13 protein-coding genes (1 of these 13 only partly in view) are annotated in these 13476 nt (G+C 59.8%); 6 read left to right on the top strand and 7 right to left on the bottom strand.

What is annotated here, in order from left to right:
• A protein-coding gene (locus AC0JZ8_RS06545) for a TerC family protein (protein ID WP_062462025.1) crosses the window boundary here: on the bottom strand, window positions 1–616 show its 5' portion. It extends 374 nt beyond the left edge of the window; the window shows 616 of its 990 coding nt (coding positions 1–616); the start codon lies at window positions 614–616; its stop codon lies off the left edge, out of view.
• Between the two features lie 311 nt (window positions 617–927).
• Here AC0JZ8_RS06545 and AC0JZ8_RS06550 point away from each other — a divergent pair, with 311 nt between their 5' ends.
• Window positions 928–1839: a LysR substrate-binding domain-containing protein gene (locus tag AC0JZ8_RS06550; RefSeq protein ID WP_430255418.1), complete on the top strand. Its 912-nt coding sequence runs from the start codon at window positions 928–930 to the stop codon at window positions 1837–1839.
• 71 nt (window positions 1840–1910) lie between these two features.
• Here the strand turns inward: AC0JZ8_RS06550 and AC0JZ8_RS06555 are convergent, their stop codons facing one another.
• From AC0JZ8_RS06555 to AC0JZ8_RS06565, 3 genes are read right to left on the bottom strand one after another with little or no spacing between them, the layout of a single operon-like run.
• Entirely contained in the window at window positions 1911–2933 is a 1023-nt protein-coding gene (locus AC0JZ8_RS06555) for a LacI family DNA-binding transcriptional regulator (protein WP_244474108.1), read from the bottom strand.
• A 35-nt stretch (window positions 2934–2968) separates the two neighbouring features.
• Entirely contained in the window at window positions 2969–3958 is a 990-nt protein-coding gene (locus tag AC0JZ8_RS06560; protein ID WP_092659134.1) for an ABC transporter permease, read from the bottom strand.
• 12 nt (window positions 3959–3970) lie between these two features.
• Entirely contained in the window at window positions 3971–4609 is a 639-nt protein-coding gene (locus AC0JZ8_RS06565; RefSeq protein WP_244476247.1) for an ATP-binding cassette domain-containing protein, read from the bottom strand.
• Between the two features lie 252 nt (window positions 4610–4861).
• On the opposite strand from AC0JZ8_RS06565, the gene AC0JZ8_RS06570 reads away from it, so the two are divergent.
• The 5 genes from AC0JZ8_RS06570 (at window position 4862) to AC0JZ8_RS06590 (ending at window position 10542) form a co-directional block, all read left to right on the top strand.
• On the top strand, window positions 4862–5842 hold the full coding sequence (locus AC0JZ8_RS06570) for an NAD-dependent epimerase/dehydratase family protein (protein ID WP_471892106.1): 981 nt from the start codon (window positions 4862–4864) through the stop codon (window positions 5840–5842).
• Between the two features lie 41 nt (window positions 5843–5883).
• The gene (locus AC0JZ8_RS06575; RefSeq protein ID WP_092659140.1) at window positions 5884–6876 is read left to right on the top strand and encodes a sugar-binding protein; all 993 of its coding nucleotides are present in this window, start codon (window positions 5884–5886) and stop codon (window positions 6874–6876) included.
• Window positions 6877–7002: 126 nt separating this feature from the next.
• A complete protein-coding gene (locus AC0JZ8_RS06580; protein ID WP_430241688.1) occupies window positions 7003–7950 on the top strand; it encodes a sugar-binding protein in 948 nt (315 codons plus the stop codon).
• 75 nt (window positions 7951–8025) lie between these two features.
• Window positions 8026–9525, top strand: coding sequence for a sugar ABC transporter ATP-binding protein (locus tag AC0JZ8_RS06585; RefSeq protein ID WP_471892107.1), 1500 nt, complete (start codon window positions 8026–8028; stop codon window positions 9523–9525).
• A gap of 9 nt (window positions 9526–9534) precedes the next feature.
• The gene (locus AC0JZ8_RS06590; protein WP_471892108.1) at window positions 9535–10542 is read left to right on the top strand and encodes an ABC transporter permease; all 1008 of its coding nucleotides are present in this window, start codon (window positions 9535–9537) and stop codon (window positions 10540–10542) included.
• A 52-nt stretch (window positions 10543–10594) separates the two neighbouring features.
• Here AC0JZ8_RS06590 and AC0JZ8_RS06595 read toward each other — a convergent pair whose 3' ends face one another.
• Genes AC0JZ8_RS06595 through AC0JZ8_RS06605 form a run of 3 tightly spaced genes read right to left on the bottom strand, consistent with a single transcriptional unit; the run spans window position 10595 to window position 13458 of the window.
• A complete protein-coding gene (locus AC0JZ8_RS06595) occupies window positions 10595–11365 on the bottom strand; it encodes an SDR family oxidoreductase (protein ID WP_471892109.1) in 771 nt (256 codons plus the stop codon).
• Complete coding sequence (locus AC0JZ8_RS06600) at window positions 11362–12357, bottom strand: ABC transporter permease (protein WP_113111650.1); 996 nt, start codon at window positions 12355–12357, stop codon at window positions 11362–11364. Before AC0JZ8_RS06600 ends, AC0JZ8_RS06595 begins: the two co-directional genes overlap by 4 nt.
• Before the next feature lie 60 nt (window positions 12358–12417).
• Complete coding sequence (locus tag AC0JZ8_RS06605; RefSeq protein ID WP_062581491.1) at window positions 12418–13458, bottom strand: sugar ABC transporter substrate-binding protein; 1041 nt, start codon at window positions 13456–13458, stop codon at window positions 12418–12420.
• Between the last annotated feature and the right edge of the window lie 18 nt (window positions 13459–13476).

The following is a 13476-nucleotide window of genomic DNA, read 5'->3' on the forward strand; positions in this document are numbered from 1 at the left end:
ACCAGACCAGTTTGCCGGTCGTGGGATGGGGCTTCTTGACGAAGAAATCCTGACCGTGATGCTCTTCCGTGACGTTAAACCTGCGCCGCATGAAGCCGACAATGGGATTGTTGCCGATCTCGGGTTCCTTGTCGCCGATCAACAGCATCTTGATGCCGGTGATGACGAGGAAGGCGGCAAAGAGATAGAGGACCCATGAAAAGTTCGAAACCAGCGTCGCGCCAAGTCCGATCATGATGGCGCGCAGAACGATCACACCCAGCACGCCCCAAAAGAGGACGCGGTGCTGGTATTTGCGCGGCACTGCGAAGAAAGAGAAGATGAGCGCGATCACGAAGACGTTGTCCAGCGCCAGCGTTTTCTCGACTACGAAGCCCGTTAGGTAGTTCATCCCCTGCTCACCGCCGAGCTGCCACCAGATCCAGCCGCCGAACGCAAGACCGAGCGCGATATACATCGAAGACAGGATCAGGCTCTCGCGGACACCAATCTCGCGGTTGTCGCGGTGAAGAACGCCGAGGTCCAGGGCAAGCAGGGTCGTCACGATCGAAAGGAAACCGAGCCACATCCAGACGGGCTTGCCGAGCCAGTCTGCAAAGAAGAATGCAAAGTCCATGTGAACACTCCAGCCGGTCGTTCACGGTGGATGCGGCGTCCGACATCGCGAGAGGACCGGCAGCTCTCGCCAGAGGGGCCCGGACAGGGGCACAAGGAGTAAACCGCGGGCGCAGGACCCGCGGTAGCAGATGGAACTGGATCGTGATCAAGAGGGCTTGCGCGTTTCAGTCGGAGCGCCGCGATGGCCTTTCGAGGTCGAAGCCAGTTCCATCTTCGACCTCCTCTTTGATCAAAGACTGATCTGGCGATCCCATCGTCATTGCGCCAATTGATTGTTGAAATCGTCTCGATAGTGATCGACTATTGAGCATGCCGTTTCGCCCCAGTCTTCGCCAACTCGAATACGTCGTCGCGCTTGCTGAATGCGGTCATTTCGGAAAGGCCGCGAAGCAATGCCATGTCTCGCAACCAACACTCTCCGTCCAAGTGGGGATCGTGGAAGAAAATCTGGGCGTCCAGCTGTTCGAGCGGACGTCGACGACGGTTCTCCTCACGCCGGTCGGGGAACGTTTTGTGCATGGTGCCCGCGTGGCGCTTGCCGCAGTGGGCGATCTGCTCGAGACCGTCGCAAAGCACAGCGCAGCGCTTGGCGGCGTCATCAGGCTGGGCACGCCGCCGACTTTCGGGCCGTATTTCCTGCCCAGGTTCCTACCGTCCCTGCATAAACAATACCCCGATCTGAAGATCTACATCGTCGAAGATCGTCCTGCGGCGATCGAAACCGCTGTTGCGGAAGGAACGCTCGACTGTGGCCTCGGCCCCTTGTTCGGCGAGCGGTCTCTGATGTTCGTGCCGATCGGCAGGGAGCGGCTGCTGCTGGGCGTTCCCGCTGATCATCGGCTTGCAAAACGTCGGGCTGTCTCCGTTCAAGAGCTGAAAGGCGAGCGTCTGCTGGCGCTTGGAAGCGGACACCAGTTGCTCGAGAGCGTTCAGCGACTGGCGAAGGCGTCCGGCGCGACTGTCATTGACGACTATGCCGGTACCAGCCTGGACGCGATCCGACAAATGGTGTCGATCGGCATGGGCTGCTCGCTGTTTCCCGAACTCTACGCACAGGCGGAGTTCCGCAACGCAGAGGACGTTCATCTCCTGGAAATCGAGGGCTGGAGTGAGACCCGTCAGGTCGGCATCTGTTTCAGGTCAACCAGCGGCCGGGTGGCGCATTTTCAGGAACTTGCCAGAAGGGCGACAGACGCCGCATTGGAGCTCGGGATCGGCTGACGTGCCGGCGGTCCTTTCTGCTCAGCAAGTCATTCCATTGGCCGCGAACCTTGCCGCAGGCCAGTCTGAGCTCAGGCGGAACTGCGGGCGACCAGTCGGCACTCCACCTTCAACTGGTCGTGATTGCTGGTCAGCCCGCCAGCCATATCGGAAAGCAGCTCGACGGCCATCACGCCCATCTCGAACATCGGAAGATGGAAGGTTGTCAGCGGCGGCATCGTGAACTGGGCAATGTCTCTGTTGTCGAAGCCGACGACGGAGACATCCTCCGGGACAGACTTGCCGAGTTCGTTCAGCGCTTCGATACAGCCAAGCGCCATGAGGTCGTTCGCGCAGAATATCCCGTCCGGGGGATCCTTCAGCTTCATCAGCGCATGCGTCTTTTCGTATCCGGACGGCGGTTCCCAGTTGCCATAGTGCACGAGGTCGGGGTCGTAGGAGAGATCGTTGCTGGCAAGAGCCTGCTTGTATCCGCGCAAGCGGTCGCGCGGATTGTCGAGACCTTCCTGGCCGTTGATCAGGGCTATCCGCTTGCGCCCGGCGCTGATCAGCCGTTCCGTCGCCGCCCGGCCGCCGGCGACGTCTCCCGGCAGGATGGACGGAAGCCGACGCTCTTGATCGTAGCAGTTGACCAGCACAGAGGGGACCTTCAGAAGCGGTTCCGGCGGATCGATCTTGCGGGTCAAAATAGTGCCGAAAATGTAGCCGATAAGTGCCTGTCCGTCACAGATCGAAAAGATGCCGCCATCCGGGTCCTCGCCTTTGCGGAAGACGCCAAGTGTGACGATAATCCCGAGTTCGAGTGCCTTTTCGCGGGCACCTTCGTAGGCAAGGGCCATCCATGGATCGGTGGTCAGTTCGTCGACGGCAAAAACGATTACCTTGTTGGCGGGCGCACTGCCGGGTCCGGAACTGGCTGATGACTTGTTCGCGAGACGATAGCCCAACTGATCCGCCGCGTCGAAGACCCGCTTGCGGGTGGCTTCGGTGAACCGGGCGCCGGAACTGCCATTGAGAATGAGGGAAACGGTCGCCTGAGATACGCCTGCCAGCGCGGCCACGTCCATCATCGTCGGTTTCAAGGCATTCTCCATGTCGGACACCGTGGTTTCCGGGGTATGGTGCCGTGTCAGGATCGAAAGTGCCGGACACGGTCGAAGGCTACGGCAACCACAATGAAGGTACCTATGAACATTCCTTGCCAGAATGTCGAGATGCCGAGCAGGATCAGAGAGTTGCGAATAACTTCTATCAACAGTGCTCCAACGACGGCACCGAGCGCATTGCCTTCGCCACCGGCCAGATTGGCACCACCGATGACGGCCGCGGCAATCACCGTCAGCTCCATGCCTTGGCCGAGATTGGTGGTCACGCTGCCGAGCCATCCAGCCATCAGAACGCCGGCGAGCCCGGCGGTGAGAGCCGACACGCCATAGATACTCACCTTCATGCGCCGCACGGGGATGCCTGTCAGGATGGCGGCGTTCTCATTGCTGCCGATCGCAAGCAGATGCTGCCCCCATCGGGTCCACCTGAAGACCAGCGACATTACAAGGGCTAGCGCAGCGAGGACGTACAGGGGGTGGGGTATGCCCAGCGTCGAGCCGCCGCCGACCCAGATCAGCAGGTCGTGGTCGGGGCCGAAATTCCAGATCATCTTGTTGTCCGACAGGACCATGGCCAGGGACCGAGCGGCCGAAAGAGTGCCCAAGGTGACGACGAAGGGTGGCATTCCGGCATAGGCGACAAGCACGCCGTTCAGTACGCCCACAAGGAGGGCTGCAAGCAGCGCAAGAGGAAATGCGAGGAGGAAGGGCATGCCACCCTCCATGGTGACGCTGATCACCATGGCACTCAACACTACGGTTGAGCCGACCGACAGATCGATGCCGCCCGAGGCGATTACGGTCGTCATTCCGATCGCGATGATGCCGACGAAGGCGAAGTTGCGCGCAACATTGAAGAGATTGCGCTCTGTTGCAAAGCTGTCCGTTAGAATGCTGAGCGCGAGGCAGGCAAGGACCGCAGCGATAAAGACCCAGAACAGCTGCCGGCTCGATACGCGTGAGATCCAGCTTCGATGCTCGCTGCGGGCAATCACGTCATCCAATGTGGTCATGGCGATCTCCTTTCAAGCGGCTTCGATGGCGCCGGTGATCAATCCTGTCACTTCTTCGGGCGACGACTGATCGGCGCGTTTGCTGGCGACGAGTTCGCCGCGCCGCAGCACCGCAATCTTGTCCGAAACACCGAAGACGTCGGGCATGCGGTGGCTGATGAGAATGACGCTGATGCCGTGATCACGCAGCCTGCGAATGACATCGAGAACCTCGGCCACCTGGCGGACGGAGATTGCGGCGGTCGGCTCGTCCATGATGACGATCTTGGGTTCGGACAGCAGCGTGCGGGCGATCGCAACCGCCTGGCGCTGGCCACCGGACATGCGGCGCACCAAATCGCGTGGTCTCGTTTCCGATTTCAGTTGCCGGAACAGCTCCGCTGCGACGCGGTTCATCTTGGCATAGTCGATGTAGCGCAGCGGCCCGAGGCTGCGCATGGTCTCTCGCCCTAGAAAGACATTGGAGGCAGCGGAGAGATTGTCGCACAGCGCAAGGTCCTGATAGACGACCTCGATGCCGTGCCGCTGTGCGTCGCGTGGGTTGTGAAAGGTCACCGGTTGGTCATCGACGCGGATCTCTCCTGTCGATGGTGGGAAGTTGCCGGCGATGATTTTGACAAGCGTCGTCTTGCCGGCGCCGTTGTCCCCCATCAGTCCCAGAACCTCCCCTGGTTCGACGGTGACACTGACACGCGACAGCGCGTGTATTGCGCCGTAACTCTTTGAAATTGAATGCAATGAAAGCCGTGACACGCTCCGCCCTCCCTCGGCTGATCCCACGATGGCATTCTGTCGGCACCATAGCCTGCACGTTGCCCGCCCGTAAACAGGTATCAATAATGCTTGACTTAATATTATAACCAAATATTAATTATTCAACCTGAAAGCGAAAAGGGGGCGGTGATGCGGTTGCTCGTGACGGGCGCCACCGGAAAGGTGGGCCAAGCCTTCCTTCCCGCCTTTCTTTCCAATCCGCGCTTTGCGGAATGGAACGTCGTCGCGCTCTGCAACAACCGCTCCCTGGAACCGGGTCCCCGTATCTCCGTGGTGAAGGGGTCCGTGGCAGATCCGCAGATTGTCGGGAAGGCGCTCGAGGGTGTGACGCATGTGCTGCACCTGGCGGCCGTCAAAGAGACGCCAGATCAGGCCATCGATGTTGCTCTCAAGGGGCTTTACCTCCTGCTGGAGGGTTTCAGCCGTTCAGCTGCGAAACAGCAGTTCATGCTGCTGAGCGGTGATTGTGTGGTGGGGCACATTTTTCATGGTTACAGTGCACCGATCACGGAGCAGTCGCCGAGGCGAGCCTATCGCGGCGTCTATGCCCTGACCAAGGTGCTGGAAGAGACCATGGTGGAACAGTTCGGGATCCAGGAGGGTCTCAACTGGACCACGCTTCGCGCTCCGTGGATCATGGAAAAGGACGACTTCCGCTACGCAATGGAGGTCGGTCCTGATCAGTTCGGCGGGCCGCCGTGGTCGGCGATGATGGGAGCGGATGATCTCGACGCGCTTCGGAAGAACCGGGCCATACCTGCCATGCGGGATGGTCGCGGCGCCTATCTCAAGCGCAGCTTTCTTCATGTCGATGATCTCGTCAACGCGATGATCGCCGCGCTGGACAATCCGGCTGCGTATGGAGAACTGTTCAACGTCGCCATGGACCAGCCGGTCGACTACGGCGCGCTGGCCGATATCCTGGAGGCTTCCGGCGATCGGAAGCGCCGCGATATCCCGACACCGTTTCACAGCAACTGGCTCGACAATTCAAAGGCCCGGATGGTTCTCGGCTGGCAACCGGAAATCGATGTCGAAGGACTTGTCGAGCGTGCCTGGAGCTACAGGCGTGCAGGAAATAATCCGCGCATCATTTGGTATCCCGGCTGAGCAGGAGGGTTTTGCCGGCGATTTGGAGGAGGAGAAAGGCAATGAAAACAAGATATTTGGCATTCACTGCAATACCTATTCTCATGTTGCTGGCCGGCGAGAGCGCTGCGGAGAGCAAAAAGACACTCGCCATCGTCGTCAAAGGGCTCGACAATCCGTTCTTCGAACAGATCAATCTGGGCTGCAAGAAGTGGCTCTCGGAAAATCCGAAGAGCGAATACGAGTGCCTCTATACGGGACCGGCCTCTTCGGCCGACGAAGCGGGTGAGGTCCAAATTGTCGACGATCTGCTGACGCGCGGTGTTGCAGCGATTGCAATCTCGCCGTCGAACGCGCCGGCCATGGCGAACCGCGTGCGCCAGATCGCGCCGCAAATTCCCGTCATGACCGTCGATGCGGACTTCCTCGAGAAAGACCATGATCTGCGCAAGACCTATCTCGGCACCGACAATTATCTGATGGGTGTGAAGATGGCTGAGCAGACGAAGAAGCTGAAGGCGAAGGGTGGCACGGTGTGTCTGCAACTCGGCAATGTTGGTGCCGCCAACATCAATGCGCGTGCCCAGGGTTTCCGTGACACGATTGCGGGAGCCAAGGACGTGAAGCGGCTGAGCGGACAGAACGGCTGGACTGAAATCGAGGGATGCCCCGTCTATACCAACGACCAGGCGGACCTCGCCAATCAGCAGATGTCGGATGTCTTTACAGCCCATCCCAAGCTCGATGCCTTCATCCTGATCGGCGGGTGGGCACAGTTCGCGCCACAGGCCTATACCCAGGTCACCGACCAGGTCATGAGCAAGCTGAAGTCGAAGGAACTGGTGATCGTGGCGGGGGATACGCTGCCACCGCAGACCCAAGCCTTTCGTGAGGGCCGCAGCCATGCGCAGGTCGGTCAGCGGCCCTTCGAGATGGGCTACAAGGCACCCGACGTGATGATCAAGCTGATCAAAGGCGAGAAGGTGGATGATCCGCTGTTTACCGGCCTCGACATCTGCAACGCCGAAGATCCCGGTTTCTGCAAGACCAACTGACGGCGCCGTGGCGCCCATGGCGCAGACGCTGAAACGGACCCGATAACCGGGCTAAGGCTTTGCATTGCTCGGTTGTCGCCCTTCAACCTGGAGCAGCCCTGGAGGAGTGGGTTGCGGGAGGACAAGATGAAAAGGTTTACGATCACGGCCCTCGTGGCCATGGCGACCATGGTGGCTATGCCAGCGGTCGCCGCAGAGAAAAAGGCACTCGCCTTCGTCGTCAATGCCGCTTCCGATTTCTGGAAGCTGGCCGAGGCAGGGGTCAAGGCGGCGCAGACGGAGCTTCCGGATTTCGAGTTGCAGTTCCGTTATCCCACGCAGGGCACGGCTGCACTGCAGAACGCCCTGATGGATGACCTCGTGGCTGCGGGGACCGACGCAATCATGATCTCGTCGGCTGACCCGAAGAATTCCGTCGATGCCTTCAACCGCATCGCAGCGCAGGTTCCGCTCTTCACGACGGACAGCGATGCGCCGCAGTCGAAGCGCATCGCCTATCTGGGTTCGTCCAATACCCAAGCCGGCATCCAGGCGGGGGAAATCGCGGTCAAGGCGTTGCCCAAGGGTGGTAAATGTATGGGTTTTGTCGGCTTCCTTGGCGCTGATAACGCCAGGGAGCGGATCGACGGTTTTCGCCAGGCCGTGAAGGGCAAGTCGATCGAACTCGTCGATGTGCGGGGCGATGACGTCGATTTTGCCCGCGCGCGGTCCAATGTCGATGATGTCCTCGCGGCAAATCCGGACATCACCTGCATGGTGGGCTTTTATTCCTACAATCCACCGAAGATCTATGAAGCGTTGAAAGCGGCCGGAAAGCTCGGGAACATCACGGTCATCGCTTTCGATGAAGATCCGATCACGCTCGGAGCCGTGCGGCAAGGCCAGTTTGCAGGCACGGTCGTTCAGGACCCCTATCAATGGGGCTACCAGGGGATGAAGCTGATGGCGGCGTACCTGAAGGGCGACAAGTCGAAAGTGCCGGCAGATGGATTGATCATCGTGCCGACCAAAGTCATCGACAAGGCGAATGTCGATGCGTTCGAGAAGCAACTCAAGGCGCGGATGGGCGGGTGATACGCACCTTGACGCGGCCAGCGCGGATCTTTCGGGCTCCGTGCTGGCCCTCAACGCATTCGAGGTTCACGCCAGATGACAGCTGCCGCCCGCATATCTCTTGATCTCATCGGCATCACCAAGGTCTATCCAAGCGCTGTGGCGCTCAATCAGGTGTCGCTCGGCATCCGGGGAGGCGAAGTCGTCGGGTTGATCGGCGAAAACGGTGCCGGAAAATCCACGCTTATGAAGGTGCTTGGGGGCACGATCGTACCCGATGAAGGTGAGATCGTCATCGATGGGAAAACGACGCCCCATCTGAAACCCGCCGAGGCCTTGGCCCGTGGCATCGCGTTCGTGCACCAGGAGCTGAACCCATTTTTCAATCTCGATGTCGCTGGCAACGTTCTCCTGGGCCGTGAGCCGCGCAGCCGCCGCTTCGGTTTTATCGACCATGCGGCCATGGCCGAGCGGGTGAAACCACTGCTCGACATGCTGGGCGCCCGCTTTCAGCCATCCACCCAGGCTTCGGAACTTTCGCTGGCGGACCAGCAACTGATGGAAATCGCCAAGGCGCTCTCGACCAATGTCCGCCTTCTGATCCTCGACGAACCGACATCGAGCCTCACTCTTGCGGAAACCCAACGGTTGCTCGACGTCGTGCGCCGGTTGCGGGCAGATGGAGTGGCCATCCTGTTTATTACCCATCGCCTTGCCGAAGTCGAAGCCGTCGCAGACCGGGTGGTTGGGCTCAGGGACGGTCGAAATGCCGGGGAGCTCCGAAGCGGCAGCATCAATCGAGATGCCATGGTGCGATTGATGATCGGCCGCGATGTGACGCAATTCTACACGCCCCCGCATGTAAGGCAGGGGCCGGTGGTGCTTCGGACACGAAATCTCAGAACCGAAGCCTATCCGCAGGCCCCGGTCGATCTCGAGGTTCGAGGCGGGGAAATTCTCGGCCTTGCCGGTCTGGTCGGCGCAGGTCGGACGGAACTTGCGCGCGCGATCTTTGGCATCGATCCCGTCCAGGGCGGCCGTGTCGAGATGAACGACAAGCCGGTCGCATCCGGATCGGTGCCTGCAGCAATCGCCGCCGGCATCTGTTTGGTGCCGGAAGACCGCAAGGGTGAGGGACTGTTCCTCGACTTCTCTCTTTCTGAAAACGTGGTGATGCCGAACCTTTCGGAGATCGCGACCGCTGGCTTCGTCGATCGCGGGGCCGAAATGGAGATCGCTGATCGGTCCCGCAGCCGGCTATCGATCCGTGCGCCGCGGCTCGACCGTGCGGTCAGCGAATTGTCGGGCGGCAACCAGCAGAAGGTCGTTCTGGCAAAGTGGCTCGGGCTCGATCCCAGGCTCATCATTCTCGACGAGCCGACGAGAGGCATCGATGTCGGAGCAAAGGCTGAGGTTTACCGCCTCATGCGCGATCTCGCGGAAGGCGGAGCCGCGGTGCTGATGATCTCGTCCGATATGGAAGAAGTCATCGGCGTCTCGACGCGCGTGGCGGTGATGCGGCGCGGGGCCATTGCCGGCATCCTGTCGCGGGCGGATCTGTCCGAAGAATCGATCCTCAGTCTGGCGGTCGGATAGGAGATTGGCATGCACAAGAAAGACATCGGCCTTGCCGTCCTCGTTCTGACCGTGGGCGCCATCGTGACACTGGTCAATCCGCGTTTCATTTCTCCGGTCAATCTTGCCAACACAGCCAATCTGATTGGACTGTTCGGGCTGTTTTCGATTGCCGAGGCCTTCGTCATCGTCACTGCAGGGATCGAGCTTTCGATCGGTTCCGTCATCGCCCTTCTCGGCGTCATCTTCATCGACCTGATCGCCTCGCATGGCGTTCCCTGGCCTGTCGCCTTTGCGATCGTGCTTGTCCTGTCGGTTGTGATCGGATTGCTGCATGGCTGGCTCATTACACGGCTCAAGCTACAGCCCTTCGTCGTCACACTGTGTGGTCTGCTGATCTACCGAGGCATAGCGCGCTTCTACACCCGGGACGGGACGGCCGGCTTTACCTTCGGGACGGATCTTCCCATGCTCGAATATCTGTTCGTCGGACGAACAGCGGGCGTTCCCCATTCCGTCATGGCTTTTGGCGTGTTTGCGGTGCTTGCATGGTTTCTCCTGCATCGAACCGTTTTCGGACGTCATCTTCTGGCCGTCGGAAAGAACGAGGAGGCGGCTCGTTATTGCGGGATCAATACAAAGCGCGTGATCGTCACGGCTTATGTTCTCTGTTCCTTTCTGACGGGCGTCTCGGCCATTTTCTTCGCCATGTACACCAAGTCCGTCCAGCCCTCGTCGCATGGGAATTTCTACGAGCTCTATGCCATCGCGGCTGCGGTCCTCGGCGGATTTTCCCTGCGGGGTGGGGAAGGCTCGATCGTCGGGGTAGTGCTCGGGGTCGTGTTGCTTCAGGTCCTCCAGAACCTCGTCAACCTGCTCGGCATTCCCTCTTCGCTCAATTTCGCGGTCATGGGTGCGGTCATTCTGGTGGGTGTTATTGCCGATACGCAGTTCCATGCCTATCGGCAAAGGCGACATCATCAGGCGACCCGCTCTGCCTTGGCCGAGGTTTCCCGCATCCCGTCGGCAAACGGATGACAGTTAGGTCGTCGACGATCGACACAGAGCTGGTCCCGGATGCTGGAAATGATCAGGATGGCAGGAGCCTGAAGTCCGCGCCTTCCGGCAGGAGCTGCCCGCCATCGACGACGATGGTGGTGCCGGTCACATAGCTCGCATCGTCGGAGGCGAGAAACAGGAAGGCATTGGCAACGTCGCGCGGCGAGCCGAGGCGGGCGAGCGGAATTGCGTCCTCCATGTTCTTGATGAAGGCGGCGCTACGGTGCAGCTGGATCGCTTCCGTCAATATGTTGCCGGGCTCGACGCCATTGACATTGATGCCATAGGACGAGAACTCCAGCGCCGCTGAGCGAATGAAGCCGTTGATGCCAGCCTTGCTCGCCGCGTAGTGGCCGTGGCCCGGGCTTGTAACATGCGGGCCGGTGATGGATGACGTAAACAGGATACGCCCCGAGCCCTGCTTTTTCATCGGCGTCAGCGCGGCGCGTGCGGCGTTGAAGCATCCACGCAGATTGACCCCCATCACGCTGTCCCAGTCTTCCGGAGACGTATTCTCGATGAGCTGCCACGGATAGATGCCGGCGTTCTGGACGATGATGTCGAGCCGCCCTTGACGTTCGAGTGTGAATTCGACCGCGGCAACGGCGTCTTCCATCTTCGAGATGTCGGTGTGGACGAAGTCGATGTCGAGATCATCGGCTGCCGCCTTGCCGTCGTCGGCCTCGGAATCAGCCAGCACCAGCTTTGCGCCTTCCTCCTGGAAGCGGACGGCGATTGCCTTGCCGATGCCGCGCGATGCGCCGATGACCAGCGCCACCTTGTTTTTCAATCTGTCTGTCATGCGAGCCTTTGGCGGAGCCTTTGTTTGAACGTATCGAGTAGAACCGCTGCAAGCACCAGGAAGCCGTGGATGACCTGGGTATAGTTTGCCGGCAGGCCCATCAGGTTGATGGCGGTGTTGATGGACGAGAGGAGCAGCACTCCGGCGTAGACGCCGGGCAGCGCACCGACACCACCCTTGAGGCTGACACCACCGATGACGACTGCCGCAAAGGCGTTGAACAGCAGCCCAACGCCGAGGTTTGCCGTGGCGCCTGATGTGCGTATGGCAAGCAGCCATCCAGCCAGGCCGGCGATGGCGCCTGCCAGTACAAAGGCGATGATCAGGTTGCGGGTGACGCGAATGCCGGCGCGGTAAGCGGCGGTCTCGTTCCCGCCGATCATTACCAGGTGCCGGCCGAATGGCGTCCTGGCCATCAGCACCGAAAAGACCACGAAACAGGCAATCGCAATCCAGGCTGACAGCGGAATGCCAGCCACACGCTCAATAGCGAACCAGCGGATGGCCGGATCCAGATCCTGGGCGGAGCGTCCGCCGGAAACCGCCAGCACGATGCCGCGCACCCAAATGAAGGAGGCAAGCGTGATGATGAAGGCGCTCATCTTCAGTTTCACGACAAGGAAGCCGTTGAAGAGACCGATCAATGCGCCGATCCCGCAGGCAACGAGCAGTGACGCTGGGATCATCAGCCATTGCGGTGAGAGCTTCATCCCCATGCCGATCCCTGCCGAGCAGAAAAGGATGCCGACCGCCATGGCGGCCAAAGCGGCAACGGATTCTACCGAAAGGTCCATATGGCCGGCGATGATCACCAAAGCCAGGCCGATCGACATCACGCCCAGCACGCTCGACGCTTCGATGATGTTTGTGAAAATGCCGATCTGGAAATAGTTCGGGATCAGGGCCGAAAACAGGACAAGCACAACGATGAGCATGAACCAGACGAGGTTATCGAGTACAGATTCTAGACTTTTGCGCGTACGGGGCGTCATGCGGCAAATCCGGACTTGAGGGAAGGAGTCCGGGGTCTTTCAACCCCGGATGAAGGGTTGTTATTCGACGGATTTGATCGAGGCTGTCGGCGCTTTCATGTTGCCCCAGAAGGCCGGGTTGTCGACATTCTCCTTGGTGATCGCGGCACCCGGGATCTTGATGTTCGGCCCCCAGGCTTCCTTCGTCACGACCCCTTTCAGGCCAAGCACATCATAGTCGCCGGCCTTGATTTCCTGCTTGCCGACGATCTTGTCCATGAACATGGCAATGGCTGCCGCCTGGGCATAAAGCGGTTGCTCGACTTCGGTATTGAGCCAGCCCTTGCGGATCAGATCGAGGCCGACGGGAGCGCCGTTCGAGCTCATCATCATGACGTCGCCTGGTTTCTTGCCAGCGGACTCAAGCGAGGCGACGGCTGCAACCGAAAGATGGGCTGCATGCAGGAAGATCAGGTTGATATCGGGATTGGCCAGCATCTGATCGGAGACGATCGTCCCTGCATTGCTGGCTTCCCACTGCATGGCGGGCACAGAGATGATGGTCACCTTCGGGAAGGCCTTCATCTTCTCTTCGAAGCCCTTCTGGATATCGAGCGTGTAGGGATCGCCAGGGTCGCCCAGAACCTGCAGGATCTTGCCCTTCACGTCGCCATTCTTGGCCTTGAGCATCGCTTCAGCCTGTTGCGCGGCAACATGGCCGATCTCGATCGTCCCGGCGACCGAGGTGAAGTCTGACACGGTCGAGGTGACCTGACGGTCGAACTCGACGACCGGAATACCGGCCGCACGGGCTGCCTCGATGGATGGTTTCAATGCGTTGAAGTCGACAGCGGCGAGGATGATCGCCGCCGGCTTCAAGGCGATGACGTCGTTCATCTGCGACTGCTGTGCGTCTGTCTTGTTGTCGGCGTTAAGGGTTTTCATCTCGTAGCCGGTCTGCTTCAGAAACATTTCCAAGGCGCTGACCGAGCCTGTCTGGAATTCGTCGAGCAGTGTCGGCACAAGATAATAGACCGTACCCTTGGACTGTGCGGCCGCCGTTGTGAGCATTGAAAGGCCGAGCACCAAAACGCTCAGCAAGCTTAGCATTATTCGTCTCATGATCGTTCTCTCCAGTTT

The sequence above is a fragment of the Velazquezella soli genome (genome assembly GCF_977018685.1).

What these genes read in the sequence shown, in the direction of transcription:
- AC0JZ8_RS06590 (WP_471892108.1), top strand. Translation starts at nt 9,535, where the DNA reads ATGCACAAGAAAGACATCGGCCTTGCCGTCCTCGTTCTGACCGTGGGC.
- AC0JZ8_RS06550 (WP_430255418.1), top strand. Translation starts at nt 928, where the DNA reads ATGCCGTTTCGCCCCAGTCTTCGCCAACTCGAATACGTCGTCGCGCTT.
- AC0JZ8_RS06600 (WP_113111650.1), bottom strand. Translation starts at nt 12,357, where the DNA reads ATGACGCCCCGTACGCGCAAAAGTCTAGAATCTGTACTCGATAACCTC.
- AC0JZ8_RS06555 (WP_244474108.1), bottom strand. Translation starts at nt 2,933, where the DNA reads ATGGAGAATGCCTTGAAACCGACGATGATGGACGTGGCCGCGCTGGCA.
- AC0JZ8_RS06605 (WP_062581491.1), bottom strand. Translation starts at nt 13,458, where the DNA reads ATGAGACGAATAATGCTAAGCTTGCTGAGCGTTTTGGTGCTCGGCCTT.
- AC0JZ8_RS06580 (WP_430241688.1), top strand. Translation starts at nt 7,003, where the DNA reads ATGAAAAGGTTTACGATCACGGCCCTCGTGGCCATGGCGACCATGGTG.
- AC0JZ8_RS06565 (WP_244476247.1), bottom strand. Translation starts at nt 4,609, where the DNA reads ATGGGGGACAACGGCGCCGGCAAGACGACGCTTGTCAAAATCATCGCC.
- AC0JZ8_RS06585 (WP_471892107.1), top strand. Translation starts at nt 8,026, where the DNA reads ATGACAGCTGCCGCCCGCATATCTCTTGATCTCATCGGCATCACCAAG.
- AC0JZ8_RS06560 (WP_092659134.1), bottom strand. Translation starts at nt 3,958, where the DNA reads ATGACCACATTGGATGACGTGATTGCCCGCAGCGAGCATCGAAGCTGG.
- AC0JZ8_RS06575 (WP_092659140.1), top strand. Translation starts at nt 5,884, where the DNA reads ATGAAAACAAGATATTTGGCATTCACTGCAATACCTATTCTCATGTTG.
- AC0JZ8_RS06595 (WP_471892109.1), bottom strand. Translation starts at nt 11,365, where the DNA reads ATGACAGACAGATTGAAAAACAAGGTGGCGCTGGTCATCGGCGCATCG.
- AC0JZ8_RS06570 (WP_471892106.1), top strand. Translation starts at nt 4,862, where the DNA reads ATGCGGTTGCTCGTGACGGGCGCCACCGGAAAGGTGGGCCAAGCCTTC.